14 protein-coding genes are annotated in these 16,429 nt (G+C 55.9%); 11 read left to right on the top strand and 3 right to left on the bottom strand.

The window, feature by feature from the left end:
• The first annotated feature begins 92 nt into the window (after window positions 1-92).
• Complete coding sequence (locus ACNKU7_RS11650) at window positions 93-1,985, top strand: SurA N-terminal domain-containing protein (protein WP_418297160.1); 1,893 nt, start codon at window positions 93-95, stop codon at window positions 1,983-1,985.
• A gap of 80 nt (window positions 1,986-2,065) precedes the next feature.
• Here ACNKU7_RS11650 and ACNKU7_RS11645 read toward each other — a convergent pair whose 3' ends face one another.
• Both ACNKU7_RS11645 and gloB read right to left on the bottom strand, forming a co-directional pair.
• Window positions 2,066-3,643 (bottom strand): LysM peptidoglycan-binding domain-containing protein, encoded by a 1,578-nt coding sequence (locus ACNKU7_RS11645; RefSeq protein ID WP_418297159.1) that lies wholly within the window; start codon window positions 3,641-3,643, stop codon window positions 2,066-2,068.
• Window positions 3,644-3,778: 135 nt separating this feature from the next.
• A complete protein-coding gene (gene gloB, locus ACNKU7_RS11640) occupies window positions 3,779-4,537 on the bottom strand; it encodes a hydroxyacylglutathione hydrolase (protein WP_418297158.1) in 759 nt (252 codons plus the stop codon).
• Window positions 4,538-4,684: 147 nt separating this feature from the next.
• On the opposite strand from gloB, the gene ACNKU7_RS11635 reads away from it, so the two are divergent.
• The 3 genes from ACNKU7_RS11635 to dnaQ all read left to right on the top strand — a co-directional run bounded on the left by ACNKU7_RS11635 (window position 4,685) and on the right by dnaQ (window position 6,754).
• Window positions 4,685-5,473 (top strand): class I SAM-dependent methyltransferase, encoded by a 789-nt coding sequence (locus ACNKU7_RS11635; RefSeq protein WP_418297157.1) that lies wholly within the window; start codon window positions 4,685-4,687, stop codon window positions 5,471-5,473.
• 83 nt (window positions 5,474-5,556) lie between these two features.
• Window positions 5,557-6,021, top strand: a complete 465-nt coding sequence (gene rnhA, locus ACNKU7_RS11630) for a ribonuclease HI (protein WP_472439832.1) — start codon at window positions 5,557-5,559, stop codon at window positions 6,019-6,021.
• Between the two features lie 4 nt (window positions 6,022-6,025).
• A complete protein-coding gene (dnaQ, locus tag ACNKU7_RS11625; RefSeq protein WP_418297258.1) occupies window positions 6,026-6,754 on the top strand; it encodes a DNA polymerase III subunit epsilon in 729 nt (242 codons plus the stop codon).
• Window positions 6,755-6,877: 123 nt separating this feature from the next.
• On the opposite strand, the gene nhaB is transcribed toward dnaQ, so the two are convergent.
• Window positions 6,878-8,410: a sodium/proton antiporter NhaB gene (gene nhaB, locus ACNKU7_RS11620; RefSeq protein ID WP_418297156.1), complete on the bottom strand. Its 1,533-nt coding sequence runs from the start codon at window positions 8,408-8,410 to the stop codon at window positions 6,878-6,880.
• 270 nt (window positions 8,411-8,680) lie between these two features.
• Here nhaB and ACNKU7_RS11615 point away from each other — a divergent pair, with 270 nt between their 5' ends.
• From ACNKU7_RS11615 to ACNKU7_RS11585, 7 genes are all read left to right on the top strand, one after another.
• A complete protein-coding gene (locus tag ACNKU7_RS11615) occupies window positions 8,681-10,378 on the top strand; it encodes a FimL-related protein (protein ID WP_418297155.1) in 1,698 nt (565 codons plus the stop codon).
• A gap of 60 nt (window positions 10,379-10,438) precedes the next feature.
• Entirely contained in the window at window positions 10,439-11,257 is an 819-nt protein-coding gene (gene nudC, locus ACNKU7_RS11610; RefSeq protein ID WP_418297154.1) for an NAD(+) diphosphatase, read from the top strand.
• An 85-nt stretch (window positions 11,258-11,342) separates the two neighbouring features.
• Complete coding sequence (locus ACNKU7_RS11605) at window positions 11,343-11,993, top strand: cation/multidrug efflux pump (protein WP_418297153.1); 651 nt, start codon at window positions 11,343-11,345, stop codon at window positions 11,991-11,993.
• A gap of 24 nt (window positions 11,994-12,017) precedes the next feature.
• Window positions 12,018-13,229: a protease SohB gene (gene sohB, locus ACNKU7_RS11600; RefSeq protein ID WP_418297152.1), complete on the top strand. Its 1,212-nt coding sequence runs from the start codon at window positions 12,018-12,020 to the stop codon at window positions 13,227-13,229.
• Between the two features lie 96 nt (window positions 13,230-13,325).
• Window positions 13,326-14,330: a YhdH/YhfP family quinone oxidoreductase gene (locus tag ACNKU7_RS11595; RefSeq protein ID WP_418297151.1), complete on the top strand. Its 1,005-nt coding sequence runs from the start codon at window positions 13,326-13,328 to the stop codon at window positions 14,328-14,330.
• Window positions 14,331-14,485: 155 nt separating this feature from the next.
• A complete protein-coding gene (locus tag ACNKU7_RS11590) occupies window positions 14,486-15,748 on the top strand; it encodes a patatin-like phospholipase family protein (RefSeq protein WP_418297150.1) in 1,263 nt (420 codons plus the stop codon).
• Window positions 15,729-16,412, top strand: coding sequence for a DUF4919 domain-containing protein (locus tag ACNKU7_RS11585; protein ID WP_418297149.1), 684 nt, complete (start codon window positions 15,729-15,731; stop codon window positions 16,410-16,412). The genes ACNKU7_RS11590 and ACNKU7_RS11585 overlap by 20 nt, the downstream gene beginning before the upstream one ends.
• Window positions 16,413-16,429: the final 17 nt, after the last annotated feature.

Genomic DNA, 16,429 nt, shown 5'->3' with positions numbered 1-16,429 from the left:
CACTTGTGCTCAGGTGGCTTCCTGAAGCGGTGAGCCAAAAATAATCAATGATTCTTGAGCGTTCTAAGTAAGAGTTAATTTCGGAGCTGAATATGCTTCAGTCCATGCGTGACAACCTGAAGGGAACCGCGGCGGTGATCGTTGCGGCATTTTTCGGATTTATCATGGTGATCGGTGGGATCGATTTTTTCACCGGCGCCAGTGGTGGCTCAGCGGACAAGGTCGCTGAGGTCAATGGTGAAAAGATTTCCAATCTGGATCTCCAGCGAGCGATCCAGAATCGCCGTAGTATGATCGAGAGCCAGTACGGCGACAGTGTGCCTGCGGAGCTGCTGACCGATGAGCAGCTCAGGGCGCCAGTGTTGCAGCAGCTGGTGAATACCTCTGTTATGCGCCAGGCGGCCCAGGACAGCGGCATGGTGATGAGTACCGAGATCGTAGACCGGGACATCGCGCAAATGGCTGGTTTCCAGGTCAACGGCAAGTTTGACGCGCAGATGTATCGCGACGGACTGCGTCGCATGGGATACAGCCACTCTGGGTTCCGTCAGTTGCTCGAGCAAGATATGGTGATGCAGCAATATGCTGGCAGTGTTGCGGATAGCGCGTTCACCACGCGTACCGCTGCAGAGCAGGTCGTTGCGGTTTCCATGGAGGAGCGTGATTTCGATTACGTGACGCTACCAGTTGCGCCGCTGTTGTCAGATGTCTCCGTAGCGGATGACGAAGTGCAGAGCTACTATGACGCAAACCAGCAGGCGTTCCAGCGTGCGGAGCAGGTGGCGGTAAACTACATCGAGCTCACTCCGGAATTGTTTGCGGCCAACATTGATGTTTCTGAGCAGGATATACGCTCGCAGTATGAGCAGGAAGCGAAGAACTTCGCGGCCGAGGCTCGTCGCCATGCGGCGCATATCCTGATCGAGAATGGCGCTAGTGACGAAGGTAAAGCCAAGGTTTCTGAGGTGCAGGCCAAGCTCGCGGCAGGGGAAGATTTCGCGGAACTCGCCAAGCAGTTTTCTGACGATGTCGTATCCCGTGAAGAGGGTGGTGATGTTGGTTTTACCAGCGGTGACGTTTTCCCGGAATCTTTTGAAGAAGCTCTTTCTGCGCTGAATGTTGGGGAAGTTTCTGGCCCGGTGGAAACCGATTCCGGTATCCATTTCATTAAGTTGCTGGAAGTGGCTGACGCGGAACCTCCGACTTTCGAAGAGCGTAAAGCGGCAATTACAGCGCGTCTGCGTAACGCAGAGGCCGAGCGTGAGTTTGTCGAGGCTATGAGCCGCCTTGCGGATCTTGCGTACAATGCCGAGAGTCTTTCCGGGCCCGCTGAAGAGCTGGGAGTTGAAGTCAAGCAGTCCCCGTTGTTTTCCCGTACTGGTGGTGCAGGCATTACTGGCGACAGCAAAGTAATTGCTGCGGCCTTTTCTCCGGAAGTACTGGAAGACGGTATGGCATCCGAAGTGCTTAACCTGAATGAAAACCATGTCGTTGTACTCAAGCTTGCTGAGCACAAACCGGCTGGGGTGAAGCCTCTGGACGAGGTCCGGCAGGAAATAGTGGATCGCCTGAAGCGGGATAAGGCGAGCGAGCAGCTGGCTGCCCAGGCCGAGGAAATTCAGAGCAAGCTGACCAATGGCGAAGCGTTTTCAGACGTCGCCAGCGCTGAAGAGTTGACGCTGGAAACCAGTGACAATACTCGCCGCGGAGGTTTCGGAGCGCGTGGGCAGATCGTAAGCCACGTGTTCGGTCTTGAAGTGCCAAAGCCGGGAGCGAAAGTTGTGGAGCATTTTGCTTTGCAGAATGGCGATCAGGTGGTTGTCCAGTTGCGCGGGGTTCGGGCTGGTAAGTTGTCGGGTCAGAGTGCTGAGCAACGCGAAGCCATGATGCAGCAGCTCGCTTCAATGCAGGGTGCGTCGGAGCTGGCAGCGGTGCAAAAATATCTGTCGAGTAAAGCGGATATCGAGATGGCCGAAGCCAAGTAAATCGGCAAGCGCGTCTAGCAAATAAAAAAACCGGCTTAAAGCCGGTTTTTTTATTTGCGCAGTTCAGGCTTGGTGAGTGCTTAGCCGCTTGCAGCGGTATCGACAAACAGGGTAAGGCGCTGACCTGGCTGCAGGTAGCCCTTTTTACTGATTTTATTCCAGCGCACGATGTCGCTGATATCGATGCGGAACTTGCGCGCTATCCGATACAGAGAGTCGCCACTGCGAACCCGGTACGAGACTTTGCGCGTGGTTCTGCTGTTGTCGGGTTCTGCGGAGTTGCCGCTTCCGGAGTAGGCGACCAGTTTTCGGCCCGGGCGCAGGGTGTCCCCGGGAGCCATACTGTTCCAGCTTGCGAGCTCGCGCACTTTAACGTCGAGTGAACGTGCAATACCCCACAGGGTGTCGCCGGGGCGAACGGTGTAAGAGGTCTTGCTGCCTTTTCCGGAAGACTGTCGGCGCTGCATGCGCTGGTCAATCGAGTAAGCGTACTGTGCGTCCGGTCCGGAAGCGCTCGGGATTAGCAGGGTCTGTCCAGCACGGATACTGGCGCCGCGAAGCTTGTTGGTTTGTTGAATGGCTGCAACGGTGGTTTCGTAACGCCGGGCAATCACGGAAAGCGAGTCGCCACGGGCGACCTTGTAGCGCTGCCAGCTCACTCGCTCTTCCGCGGGTAGCTTGCTTAGTGCCTCGCTGAACTGCTGGTGCTTGTCCGCCGGGATTAACAGGCGGTGGTTGCCATTGGGGTCGGTAGCCCAGCGGTTGTAGCCGGGGTTCAGGAGGTAGAGTTCCTCGATTTCGACACCCGCCAGCTCTGAGGCCTGGGCCAGGTCTATCTGGCTGCCAACATCGACAGCGGCGTAATACGGCGTGTTGTCGACATCGAAGAGTGGCACCCGATACTTTTCAGGATGCGCAACGACTTCGGCCAGAGCGAGTAGCTGGGGCACATAGCGACGGGTTTCCCGTGGCAGCTTCAAGTCCCAAAAAGTGGTTCCCAGGCCGCGCTTCTGGTTTCGCTCGATCGCTCGGCGCACAGTTCCCTCGCCGGCGTTGTACGCCGCCAGAACAAGCAGCCAGTCGTTATTAAATTTGTTGGCAAGGTAGTTGAAGTATTCGGATGCGGCGCGGGTCGATTCCACCACATCTCTGCGGCCGTCATACCACCAGTTCTGGTGGAGGCCGAATGAACGGCCAGTCGCGGGGATGAATTGCCACATTCCGGAGGCTTGGGCATGGGAATAGGCGAACGGATCGTATGCGCTTTCCACGATTGGGAGCAGGGCGAATTCGGCGGGAACGTTCGCTTGCTCTAGCTGCTCTGCGACATGGAAGATGTAGCGTCGGGAGCGTTCGGTAACTCGGGACATGTATCCCTGGTTGGAAGAGAAGTATTGGATGTAATCCTGGACTTTTTCCCTGCCAATCTCTCGCTCGAGGGAGAATCCACGTCGAAGGCGCTCCCAGACGTCACTCGGCGGGAGTGCGGGATCGGCAGCCTCGAGTATATTGCGGCTGATATCCTCAGCATGGCTTGTGGCGTTGGCGCCCACTATCGGTTTCTGTTGGGAGGCGGATGTTTCCGGCGCAGTTTCGATTTGTGCGCAGGCCCCCACTGCCGCCGCCAATACGGCGACGGCAAATTTTTTGTATACCATGCTGGTGTCCGCGAGTCAGTCGTTATCTTTCTACCCAAACACTTATGCGATTTCGTTATTTCGAACGCGCTTGAGCTTTGATTTGTAATTGTCTGATTCTAAAGACGAGCATTGGTTCCGGTCAATGCAATCTGGTCAAAAAGTATCCTTCCACTGGCGCAAAGTGGCGAAAATTTCAACAGCGCTTGCCTGCTCGGCAGCGCCGCGGCGAATTGCCTGCGCCCGAACGTCCGCGGTATTGCAGCGAAGGAAGGGGTTGGTTTCAATTTCCAGCTGGATATTGGAGGGAAGTGTGGCTTTTTTCTGGGCGCGCAGTACTTTTGTCTCTTCCTGCCGGTGCTGAATAGCGGGATTTTCCGGTTCCACGGCAGCAGCAAAAGCCAGATTGGCCTGGGTGTACTCATGCGCGCAGTAGACAAGAGTTTCGGCCGGCAACTGGCGCAATGTCTCAAGTGACGTGTACATCTGCTCTGGGGATCCCTCGAACAGTCGTCCACAGCCTGCCGCAAACAGGGTATCACCACAGAACAAATGGAGCCCCTCGGGCGTGCGAAACAGGAAAGCGATATGGTCCAGGGTATGTCCGGGTACGGCCATGACCGTCGTTTCACATCCCAGAACGGTGAGGCGATCCCCATCTTTAACTGGCTGGGTGACGAGTTCAATCGACTCGGGGCCGATTACGGGGCAGCGATATCGCTCAGCGAGCTCGGCGATGCCGCCAGTGTGGTCAAAATGATGGTGGGTGACGAGAATCCCGGTCAATGTCCGCGAACCGAGCGTTTCGATCGCCGGGCGGGCGTCGCCGGGGTCTACGACCCAGTGTTCGCTACCCTGTTCAATGTGCCAGATGTAGTTGTCGTTAAATGCTGGGATGGGGCTGATTGTGATCATTGCTGCCGGCCGTTACTCTAGGGTCAGTGCATGTTGTTTTGTGGCTACCTTAACATAGCAATCTGCCAGTGAACGCAATTGCGTCGGGTGGTATTGTTCTAGCTGAATGGCTTGCATAAGCACAGGAAATTAATCCAAGGGAGGCCTATGGAACGCAGAGCGTTATTCAGCCGCCGTCGTGAGGAACTGCCCTCTTTGGGGCAGGCAACTCCGGCAGTGGCAGACTGGTTTTCCAGCGGTCTCGGCCAGGAGATCCTGTCCCAGCAGTTGGCGCTTGCTCAGCCAGTGGTGGAGCGCCTGTTTGGATACCACCTGATGCAGGCCAGTGTCGTGCCGCAGGTGGACTTTGCGGCCTGTAGCAGGATTAATCATCGTTTCCGCCTGAGCGCCTCGATGGGTGAGGGGGCTGCAGTGGTTGAATTCGAGCAGTTGCCGCTGCCGTCGGAATCCATAGATGTGGTGTTGTTGCACCACATGCTGGATTTTGCACCTCATCCCCATCAGGTTTTGAGGGAGGCTGCGCGTGTTTTAATACCGGGTGGTCACCTGGTTCTGATCGGCTTCAACCCCTTTTCGTTGCTGGGGCTTTCGCGGCTGTTCCGATCCGCAAGCCCTTATCAGCGTGGTAATCAATTGCGCGCTGCGCGGCTCGCTGACTGGATGCACCTGCTGGATTTACAGGCCGGTACGGTGGAGCGGGGCTTCTTCCGGCTGCCAATCCAGCACCGTGAGCTGCTGGCGAAGACGGCCTGGATGGAGCGGCTGGGATCCCGCTGGCACTTGCCCTGGGGGGGCTTTTACATCATAGTCGCGCGCAAAGAAGTGGTGCATATGCGCACTATCAAGATCAATTGGAGCGGGGAAAAGAGGCCGGCATTGACCGCGGTTTCAAGCGCTCCGCGGGTGGCAGCCAGAGGGCGTCATCGCCGGGATTGATCTCCTCCCGCATGAGCCCTTTACCCTTTGGAAGGAATACTCCGATCCTGGAGTCCCTTTCGGGGGTGTGGCGGCTACCGGATATGAATCGAAAAATCCAAGAGCCAGATTTGAAACAAGTAACGATCTATACAGACGGCGCTTGCCGGGGTAACCCCGGTCCGGGCGGCTGGGGTGCATTGCTGATGAGTGGCGATGCGCAAAAGGAACTCTGCGGTGGTGAACCCCTCACCACAAATAATCGAATGGAGCTTATGGCGGCAATTCGCGCTCTGGAGGCGTTAAAGCAGCGCTGCCGGGTGGACCTGCATACGGATTCCCAATATGTGAGGCAGGGAATTACTGGGTGGATTCATAACTGGAAGCGGAATGGTTGGAAGACCGCCAATAAAAAACCGGTTAAGAATTCGGATCTGTGGCAAACACTTGATGCGGCGATAGGTAACCACGAGGTGCATTGGCACTGGGTGAAGGGGCACGCCGGTGATCCCGGCAATGAGCGCGCTGATGCGCTGGCCAATCTCGGAATTGATTCACTGGGGGAGTAACATCGTGCGTCAGGTTGTTCTAGATACGGAAACCACGGGCCTGGATCCAAAGTCCGGCCACAGAATTATTGAGATCGGCTGTGTTGAGTTGGTCAATCGCAAGCTCACGGGCCGTCACTACCATCAGTACATCAACCCTGAACGAGAAGTGGATAACGGTGCGATAGAGGTGCACGGTATCACTAACGAGTTTCTGGTGGATAAGCCCGTCTTTTCGCAAATAGCTGATGAATTCATGGCTTTTTGTGAGGGCGCTGAACTTGTGATTCACAATGCGGCGTTCGACGTCGGCTTTATTGATGCCGAGCTGAAGCGCTTGCGTAGCCCCCGCTGGAAGTCAGTGGCTTCGCATTGCGGGGTTCTAGATACACTGGCGCTGGCGCGAGAAAAGCACCCCGGACAGAAAAATAACCTGGATGCGCTGTGCAAACGCTATTTTGTTGACAATTCACAGCGGGATTTGCACGGCGCCTTGCTCGATGCGGAAATTCTCGCTGACGTATACCTGGTAATGACCGGGGGGCAGACCGATCTTGCCCTGGCCGGTAATGACGGCAGTGGAGACAGTGATGAGGAAGGGCAGCCTCAGGCGCAGACTGAGGCGGGTGTCATTCGTCGCTTGACCGCTCAGCGAGCGCCGCTAAATGTCCTGCGTGCATCGGCTGAAGAGGCCAGTGCGCATGAAGAGATGCTGGCGCTTTTGGAAAAGTCCGCCGGAAAGCATTTTTGGTGAGAGCGGTATTCAGGCCCGCGCTCTAAATATTCAGTAGCGCGTACGAAAAAAGGGGCCCTTGGGCCCCTTTTTTGTTGAACAGTGGAGCAGTGATGCCCCGTATGGCTGGGTGTTCGGCTCAGGTTAAATCGCGTACACCACGCAGGTTAGAGCTACAACACTGAGGACGATGGTGTAGGGCAGGGCCATTAACACCATGCGGCCATAAGACAGCCTGATTAGCGGTGCCAGTGCGGATGTCAGCAAGAACAGGAATGCCGCCTGACCATTCGGGGTGGCAACGCTGGGCAAATTGGTTCCAGTATTGATCGCGATGGCCAGTTTCTCGAAATGCTCGCGGGTGATGTCTCCTGCGGTGAGTGCGGCCTTTACTTCATTTATATAAACCGTTGCCACGAAAACATTGTCGCTGATCATGGACAGGATGCCGTTGGCGAGAAACAGCATGCCCGGCTGCTGCTCTGGCTCCAGTCCCAGAACGAAATGCGTCACCGGTTCGAAAAGGTGCTGTTCATGGATGACTGCGACAATGGCAAAGAATACAACCAGCAAAGCGGTAAACGGCAAGGCTTCCTCGAAGGCATGCCCAATCCGGGCCTCCTGGATTACACCGTTGAAGGCTGTCAGGAGAACGATGATCATCAGGCCGATAATCCCGACCTCGGCCACATGGAAAGCGAGAGCCAGAACCAGGATTACTGCGGCAACGCCCTGAATCCAAAGCTCGATAATGTCGTTTTGGGTGCGTTTGAGCTCTTCTTCTTGCGCAAAGCTGGCCAGTACTTTACGTACCGCTACGGGTAACTTTGCGCCGTAACCAAAGCTGGCAGTTTTTTCCAGCAGTATGCAGGTCAATAACCCAGCAGCAAAAGCCGGCATGGTGACTGGCGCCATGTTGCGGAAGAAATCCAGGAAGTTCCAACCTGCCTTTTCCGCGATTAGCAGGTTCTGCGGTTCGCCGACGAGCGTGCATACGCCGCCGAGCGCGGTGCCCACGGCGCCATGCATGATCAGGCTACGCAGAAAAGCGCGAAACTGATCGAGATCATCTCGGTGGTATTCCACTACGTGGTCGTCAGAGGAGTGATCGTGATCATGTTGGGTTTGCCGGTTTGAAGCGACCTTGTGGTAGACCGCATAGAAGCCGACAGCCACGCTGATGAGAACGGCGGTAACCGTCAGGGCATCTAGGAATGCCGAGAGGATGGCGGATACACCGCAAAAAAGCAGGGAGAGTGCGGTTTTTGACTTGACCGAAATCAGCAGCCTGGTAAATACATGTAGCAGTAACTTCTTCATGAAGTAGATGCCTGCGACCATGAACATCAGTAGCAGGATGACTTCGATATTTTCGTTTACTTCGTGATAAACCGCATCGCTGCTGGTCATGCCCAATAAAACGGCTTCAATGGCCAGTAAACCGCCGGGCTGTAAGGGGTAGCACTTTAGCGCCATTGCCAAAGTGAATATGAATTCGCCGATAAGCACCCATCCGGTAAAGAAAGGGTTTGTGGTGTAGACCAGGATGGGGTTTATGATCAAAAAAGCAGCAATTGTAAGTTTGTACCAGCTTGGTGCTTCCCCCAAAAAATTCTCGGTAAAAGCGCGGCCAAAGCCAGTGCCACTGGCAGGTATGCTGTGATTGATAGCATTCATTATTGGATACTTCCTTGACTTTCTATGAGCCCGCACGTATCGCAGCGTGAAAGAGGTCGTTAAACGCTACTCAGTTCTCGGCTAAAATTCAATTCATTTTATCAGTGCTACGTTATGAATTGGTTTTGTCGATTGATCGGTGGAAATACCGCACAGAAAGGTGGACTCTTTAACGGTTTGGTATAAATTGCCCTGTTCCGCGATAATTTGTACGGCAGGCGCTTACGAATACTACGGGACTTATAAAAAGACAATTGCAGTGGTGTAGCAATGACGGAATTGCGCGAAATTAACCTGACATCAGTCAGTCTTGTCAAAGAAGAGTTGGTGGCGAGTATCGAGACTGCTACGGGCCATCTCGATCAGTTCGCCGCAGATCATGCAAACAAGGCTGCACTGGAGCAGTGTATCCAGGGCCTGCGGCAGGTCGCCGGCGTCCTGCAGATGGTTCAGCTTAAAGCAGCAGAGCTGCTTGCTCAGGAAATGCTCACGGCAATGGGGGATGTGCTCCAGGAGCGTCAGCCATCACCGGATGAGTTGCTCGAGGCTGTGGGAACCGCCTTTTATGTGCTGACCCGCTACCTCGATTTTGTACAGAATCGCGCGACGGCGCGGCCGGAGCTGTTGATTCCCTATATCAACAGTTTGCGCCTTGCCAGGTCACAAGCGCCCGTACCCGAAAGCCATTTTCTGCGCTGTAGGCCGGACGCCTCAGTTCCAGGCGCGGTTTCTTCGGCTGTAATGTCGGAAGATCTAAAGGTATTTGTGCGGCGGTTCCGTCACATGTACCAGGTTGGGTTGCTGGCCCTGTTGAAGGGCAAGCCCCGGCGGCCGGCTTATACCATGATGGCGCGTGCATTGCAGCGGATTGCCAGTGTTGCTGCAGGGCGGCCGAACGGCAAACTCTGGACTGTGGCAGGGGCAGCCCTGAATGGGATGGCCGAACGGGAAATGCTGGTCAACCGTTCACGGGTGATGGTGCTCAGTATGCTGGATCGGCGATTACGTGTGATCGGCCGAGACGGTGATGTTGCACTGGATCAGCCGGCGCCACCAGTGCTTATTAAAGAGTGTCTGTACTGGCTGGCTTTGTCCGGTGTCGGTGGGCACAGTGCCAAGCTGCTGCAGGCTTTCAGTGTGCGGGAGCTGTCCTATCGCGAGCCGGAACTGGAGCGGGATCGGGCGAGCCTCGGAGGTCCTGGTGCCACTGCGATTGCTGCGGTGGCCAGTGCGCTGGATGAGGAGCTGTCTGGCGTACGGCGTATGCTGGACGATGCCGAAGTCATTGGCGTCTCGGGCCTGGAGGAGGACGGTGGTCTCGCCGATACTTTGAAACGTATTGCCAATACTCTCAAACTCCTGAACTTCAAGCGCATCGGCGATGGCCTGAGTGCGGCGACGGCGCAGTACCAGAGTATGGCTTCCGCTGGAGGTCACCAGGCTGAACAGGCTTTGCAGCAACTCACCAGCCAGGTATTGACAGTGGACAGTACCATTCGAGCGCTGAAGCAAAGTGCCAGCATTGAAGTGGATGAATCCGGCCATGCGGATATCGCCCTGGAATTGAGTCAGTTGGCGGAAGCTGAGTTGGCGGTGCTGAAAGAAGCGGAAGCCGGATTGTCGCTGATCAAGCGCGCGTTGGCGTCCTACGCCGATTCCGGTTTTGACCACGGCCATATACGTAACGTCGCAACGACACTGAACAGTGTGCGTGGCGGCATGATCGTACTGAGCCTTAAGCGGGCGGCGGCGGTGGTTGAGCGCCTGACCCACTTTGTTGAGGCTGTCATCGATCAGAAAACGGTTGCGCCAGGGGTTGACCAACTGTTGGAGAACTTTGCTGATGCCATCATCAGCCTCGAGTACTATTTGGGCGAGGTTAAGCTGCACCGCAAGGCGGATATGCAGTCATTAGACCTCGCTGTTGAAAGTTTGGAAGCATTGGGATATCCGGTTGAAGTCGCCTGACGAAGATGTTGTTGCCGCTGTAACTACAAAAGCGGTTACCTCTGGGGGCAAAAAATCGCCATGACAGAGTTCCAGGTCGCCGGCAAACTGTGGCCGTTGCCGGCATTGCACAGACATATTGTGATCGCCGAGGGTGAGATACTCTGGAGTGCCGGAGGCTTTATTTTCTCCCGGTTGCCATTCGAATCCGGAAAAGATAACCCGATCAGCAGTCATTATCTGGGGGAATGGGCGGGTCTTGCCTGTGGAGTCCATGGGCTGTCCCAAAAACTGCCAGTTGAGGGCGCCGAATGGCAGTCACTGCGAAGCCTGCTTGGGCGGGTGAGCGATGCGGAATTTGCGCTCGCCGGCCGGGCTATGCAGGTGGTCACCTGGGATGCGGATCATCGGTATTGCGGACGCTGTGGTGGCGCGACCGAGTACCACCCAAGTGATCGGGCCCGTGTCTGTCCCCAGTGTGAATTTACCGTATATCCGCGGATTTCCCCCTGTGTCATTATGCTGTTGACCCGGGGCGACGAATGCCTGCTGGCGCAGCATGCCCACCATCGCCATCCCATGTTTACGGCTCTCGCCGGTTTTATTGAACCCGGGGAGAGTGCCGAGCAGGCCCTTATCCGCGAGGTGCGAGAAGAAGTGGGACTGGAGGTTGGAGCCCTGCGTTATGTGGGTAGCCAGTCCTGGCCATTTCCCGGCCAGTTAATGATCGGTTTCCTGGCCGAGGTCACTGGTGGCGAATTGCGTCCAGACCCGGCGGAAATCAGTGATGCGCGCTGGTTCCCGAGAGTGAACTTGCCCGAGGCGATCCCTCCCCAGCAGACATTGTCCGGGCAGTTGATCCGCACATTTGCTGCGGAAGTAAAGAATGAACCAAACTAGATCAGCCTGTGGTTTGCAACCGCAGGTCATGCACAAACTCCTCGGAGTTGAAACTGAAGCAGGATAGAGAGGGAGCTTAATAAAAATGTATATCGCCATTACCTTTCTAATCGCGTTTATCGCCCTTTTACTTGTTTTCTGGGGCGGCAAGGTGCTGTTGGGTGGCACCTGGTTTCTGGGTTTTTTGCGGGGAACCATCGGGCTGGTGTTGCTTGCCGGCGCGTTGCTTATAGTTTTGGTCGCTATGGATGTTTATAGCTACCGCAACCTGGGGAACGAGCACAGTGTTGGAACGGTGTCTTTCGAGCGCCTTGGTGACCAGCACTTTATGGTGAAGCTTGCGGATGAGGATGGCCTTGCCCGCGAGTTTGAGCTCCACGGAGACCAGTGGCAGCTGGATGCGCGCATGCTGAAATGGAAGGGTGCTCTGGCTCGCTGGGGTATTGAGCCCGCTTACCGCCTGGACCGCTTGAGCGGTCGTTACCTTACGCTTCAGGATGAACGGAACAAAGAGCGATCCGTATATGCGCTGGCAGAGAGTGGTAATGTTGTAGATGTCTGGAGCACCCTGCGAGACTTGGGCGGGCGCTTGCCTTTAGTGGATGCAGTTTACGGCAGTGCAACTTTCCTGCCGATGCAGGATGGTGCCGTCTACGAAGTGCGTATCAGTCATACAGGCCTGTTGGCCAAACCGCTCAATCAGCAGGCGCAAGCCGCCTTGAATGACTGGCAATAATTAAATACCGATTTTGGGGGATAAGTGGAGTTTCTCAGTGAATACGGCCTGTTTCTGGCCAAAGTAGTCACCATCGTTGTTGCAATTCTGGTGGTGGTCGGCTTTATCGTGGCCAATCGCGCCCATATGAAGGAACGCCAGCCCGGCCATATTAGCGTTTCGCGCCTGAATGACCGCTATGAAGACATGAAGGAAACCCTTCTCGAAGCGGTAATGGATAGTGGGGAGTTCGCGCACCGCCAGAAGCAGATGGCGAAAGAGAAAAAGGCCAAGGAAAAGGCCTTGGCGAAGCAGCGCAAGGCAGAGCTTAAGGCTGCCGAAAAGGAAAGAAAAAAGGCAGCCAAAGGCCAGCCTGATGCGGTGGCCCTGGAGGGCGCAGTTCCGGAGCAGGCCGAAGCCGATGCCGAAGCTGGGCAAAGCCTGTCACCGCAGGAGCGCACCGACGATTTGTCACTGAAGGGAGAAGAACCGGCCCGTAAACGTGTATTTGTCGTGCACTTTGAAGGTGATATCAAAGCGAGTGCGCTCAGCAACCTGCGCGAGGAGATTACTGCGATTCTGCAGGTGGCTGACAAGAATGATGAAGTGGTTGTATGCCTTGAAAGCCCCGGCGGCATGGTCGCCAATTATGGCCTGGCTGCAAGCCAACTGGCGCGCGTGCGCAGTGCCGGTGTGAAGCTGACCATCGTGGTCGATAAGGTCGCCGCGAGCGGGGGGTACATGATGGCATGCGTGGCCGACCGTATCCTTGCTGCCCCTTTCGCGATGCTGGGTTCTATCGGTGTTGTTGCACAACTGCCGAATTTCCATCGTCTGCTCGAGCGTAACGATGTCGATTTTGAGTTATTCACTGCTGGTGAATACAAGCGCACGGTCACCATGTTTGGTGAAAATACGCCAGAGGGGAAAGAGAAGTTTCAGGACGACCTGGAAGAGATTCATACCCTGTTTCAGCATTTCGTTGCCGAATACCGCCCGCAGCTGGATATCGCCAGGGTTGCGACCGGGGAGGTATGGTTTGGACAGCGGGCTCTGGATCTCCGTCTCATTGACGAACTCAAAACTTCGGATGAATACCTGACTGCGCGTGCGGAAAACTCTGACCTGTATCAGGTGGAGTACAAGGAGCGACAGAATATCGCCAAGAAAATCGGTATTGCTGCGCAGGTCAGTGTGGAGTCGGCACTGTCCCGCCTGTTTTCACGCCTGGCTGCCTGGCGCCACCAGGCTCAGTGATTGTTTAAGGTTTGCCTGTTCAATTTACAGGAGCGGCCAGACACAACGCTACCGGTGTCTGGCCTGGACGTGGCATTCAAGAAAGGGACATGAACAATGAGTGACAAGTGCTTTAGGGCCGTGCAGGTTGAAGAGGTCGCGCCGGGCAAATACGACCAGATCATTGTAGAGCGCACGGTGGCGTCCTTACCTGAAAATCCTGTTTTGATTGCGGTCTCCCATTCGTCACTGAACTACAAAGATGCCCTGTCAGCTTTCGGTAACAAGGCGGTCACCCGGGAATATCCGCATACGCCAGGTATCGATGCCGTGGGGCAGGTTGTTCACGATGCGTCGGGCGCTTTCAATGCTGGCCAGCAGGTTTTGGTGACCGGCTATGACCTGGGCATGAATACCTCCGGTGGCCTGGCTGAGCGCATTGCGGTTCCTGCCGGATGGGTTGCGCCGCTGCCGCAAGGGTTGACACCCCGGGAGGCCATGACCCTCGGTACCGCGGGGCTGACCGCGGCCCTGTGCGTGGAGAAACTGTTGGAGTCTGGCGCGCGGCCGCAAGACGGCGAAGTTCTGGTAACTGGTGCCACTGGCGGCGTTGGCTCAATCGCGGTTGCCTTGCTGGCAAAACTTGGTTTCCGCGTCGCCGCGGTAACAGGGAAGTTGGAGTCGGCCGAGTTCCTCACCTCACTTGGCGCCTGGAAAGTACTGGATCGGGAAACCCTTGCTCCATTTGCTGACAAGGCTATTGCCAAGCCGTTATGGGCCTGGGCTGTCGATACGGTCGGCGGCGAGACGCTGTTTAATGTGGTCAAGTCCCTTGCCTATGGTGGCGGTGTTGCCGCCTGCGGCATGGCATCAGGTGCGCAGTTTCAGGCAAACGTATTTCCTTTCATACTGCGCGGAATCAGTTTGCTGGGCGTTGACAGTGTCGAGCTTCCTCTGGATAAAAAATCGGCAGTTTGGGAAAAGCTCGCTGGTGATTGGTACATTGGCGAGCAGTTGCAGAAAATCGCCGAAGACATCGCGTTGGAGCAGGCCCCTGAGTTTTTGGCGCGATTGCATCGGGGGCACGGGATCGGTCGCTATGTGGTCGATATGAGCCGGTGAACACACAGTCGCTTTTGGCTGCGGTTCCCGCAGGTGAATTTTGGCGGCCGCTGCTATGCTGAATGGCCCGCAAAAGTTATTCTGTTGGGAGTTGTCCGTTTCTTTCTGTACCTGATCGGTAGAACACTTTTCTTTGAGCGAGTCGGTAGCAAACCTTGTCGGCGAAAAAAACACCACCGCCCCAGACCGCAGATGTCGGCGCCCTGGTTCTTTCGGGAGGCGGGGCGCGCGCGGCCTATCAGGTGGGCGTCCTTAAGGCGCTGGCGGAACTCACGCCCGACAGTGAGCCAAACCCCTTCAAAATTATTTGTGGCACTTCTGCCGGTGCGGTCAATGCACTTCTGATCGCATCGCACCCCGGAACCTTCAAGGAAGCGGTTAGCCGGTTGTGTGATCTCTGGATGGGACTCACGGTTGACGATATCTATCGCAGTAGCTGGACCAGCCTGCTGGGTAATATTTCCACGATCACCCTGTCGCTGTTTAATCACGGGGTAGCCCGCCGCAGGCCACTGGCCCTGCTCGATAACAGTCCGCTCAGGCAGCTGGTAAACGACAGCATCCCCTTTGCGAATATCCAGCGCAATCTGGATGAAGGCCGACTGCGCGCGGTTTGCGTCAATGCCATGTCCTATAACCAGGGGGAGTCGGTCAGCTTCTTTCAGGGAAGCGAAGAACTGACAGAATGGCGGCGCTTTCGCCGATGCGGAGAGCGCACGCGCCTGACCGTGGATCACTTGATGGCATCGGCGGCCATCCCGACGCTCTTTCCGTGTGTGAAGATCGGTGATGAATACTTCGGTGATGGCGCGGTGCGGCAATTGGCGCCTATTAGCCCGGCACTGCACCTGGGGGCCAGTCGGGTGTTCGTGGTCGGTGTATCCGACAACCGGTCTCCGGTACATTGGGGCAAGCGCCGGCAAGCGCCCAAGCACTCCCCCTCTCTGGCGCAGATCGGCGGCCAGCTTTTCAATGCGGCATTTATCGACAGCCTGGAGGGGGATCTGGAGCACCTGGATCGGGTCAATTTACTGTTGGGTTCGGTGGATGATAAAGGGTTGATAGGTTTGTCCCCCCTGCGTCCGGTGGAATCCGCAGTCATTGAGCCGAGTCAAAGCCTCGACCGCCTCGCGGGCCGAAAAGTGCGCTATCTGCCCCCGGCCCTGCGCTGGCTATTCCGTTCGACGGGCGCGACGACCTCAGGTGGGGGCGCATCGGCCGCCAGTTACCTGCTATTCGAGAAACCCTATCTCGGAGAACTGGTCGAACTGGGGTATCAGGATGCGATGTGGGAGCGAGATAAATTACGCGATTTCCTGCGCCCGCGGACACAGTTGGTGGAAGTGGAGCACAAGAGTTTATTTGGTATCCGGGTAAAACCGGCAGCGGAAGCAAGCAATGGCAATACACCTCAATAATATTTCTTTGCGATTTGCCCTCCTTGGCTATGCGGTACTGTTGGCGGCCTGTGCCGGCAAGAGTGGCGCACCGTCAGGACAGCCGGATGTGGTATTGCGCCAGAATCAGGAAAGTGAATATCACCAGCTGCTGGAAGAAGCGCAGCAGTTGTCTTTCACCCTCGACTTTAACCGGTTGCGGCGGGCTTTTGTCGAGTCACCCGAATACAACCCTTATGGCGGCGTGAAGCTGAAATGGTTGCCCGAAGCGTACAAGGCCGTTGAGCAGGGCGACTTTGACGGCTGTCTTCAGAATGTTGGCAAGGTGCTTTCCTACAACTACATGAGCCTCGAAGCCCATATGATTGGCGTGGTCTGTAGTGGTCAGAAAGGCGCTTTTGAGATGGAAGACCGCCACCGTTATATGGTGGAGGGCCTGATGGCCTCGATTGAGGGCAGCGGGGATGGCAGAAGTCAGCAAAGTGCTTTTCGAACCATTAGCACCTCAGAGCTGCGCGGTTTTGTGCGCTTGAAGGGGCTGCAGGTGCTGGATCAGTCCATCGTGTACGATCAGCAGGGAATTTACGACAAAATGCAGGTTCGTGATCCTGAGTCCGGGGATGAATACGCGCTGTATTTTGACGTTAGCCAGCAGTTTGTGCGGGATGGTGAGCTGGAAGATTGACTCGCGACATGGCGAAC

Origin of the sequence: Microbulbifer weihaiensis, from assembly GCF_048323715.1 — a bacterium.
Classification (GTDB): domain Bacteria; phylum Pseudomonadota; class Gammaproteobacteria; order Pseudomonadales; family Cellvibrionaceae; genus Microbulbifer.
Note: the sequence above shows the minus strand (reverse complement) of the source record. Positions and strands in the feature narration are given on the sequence as shown.

What these genes read in the sequence shown, in the direction of transcription:
- ACNKU7_RS11615 (WP_418297155.1), top strand. Translation starts at nt 8,681, where the DNA reads ATGACGGAATTGCGCGAAATTAACCTGACATCAGTCAGTCTTGTCAAA.
- ACNKU7_RS11585 (WP_418297149.1), top strand. Translation starts at nt 15,729, where the DNA reads ATGGCAATACACCTCAATAATATTTCTTTGCGATTTGCCCTCCTTGGC.
- ACNKU7_RS11650 (WP_418297160.1), top strand. Translation starts at nt 93, where the DNA reads ATGCTTCAGTCCATGCGTGACAACCTGAAGGGAACCGCGGCGGTGATC.
- ACNKU7_RS11595 (WP_418297151.1), top strand. Translation starts at nt 13,326, where the DNA reads ATGAGTGACAAGTGCTTTAGGGCCGTGCAGGTTGAAGAGGTCGCGCCG.
- rnhA (WP_472439832.1), top strand. Translation starts at nt 5,557, where the DNA reads ATGAATCGAAAAATCCAAGAGCCAGATTTGAAACAAGTAACGATCTAT.
- gloB (WP_418297158.1), bottom strand. Translation starts at nt 4,537, where the DNA reads ATGATCACAATCAGCCCCATCCCAGCATTTAACGACAACTACATCTGG.
- ACNKU7_RS11635 (WP_418297157.1), top strand. Translation starts at nt 4,685, where the DNA reads ATGGAACGCAGAGCGTTATTCAGCCGCCGTCGTGAGGAACTGCCCTCT.
- nudC (WP_418297154.1), top strand. Translation starts at nt 10,439, where the DNA reads ATGACAGAGTTCCAGGTCGCCGGCAAACTGTGGCCGTTGCCGGCATTG.
- ACNKU7_RS11605 (WP_418297153.1), top strand. Translation starts at nt 11,343, where the DNA reads ATGTATATCGCCATTACCTTTCTAATCGCGTTTATCGCCCTTTTACTT.
- nhaB (WP_418297156.1), bottom strand. Translation starts at nt 8,410, where the DNA reads ATGAATGCTATCAATCACAGCATACCTGCCAGTGGCACTGGCTTTGGC.
- ACNKU7_RS11645 (WP_418297159.1), bottom strand. Translation starts at nt 3,643, where the DNA reads ATGGTATACAAAAAATTTGCCGTCGCCGTATTGGCGGCGGCAGTGGGG.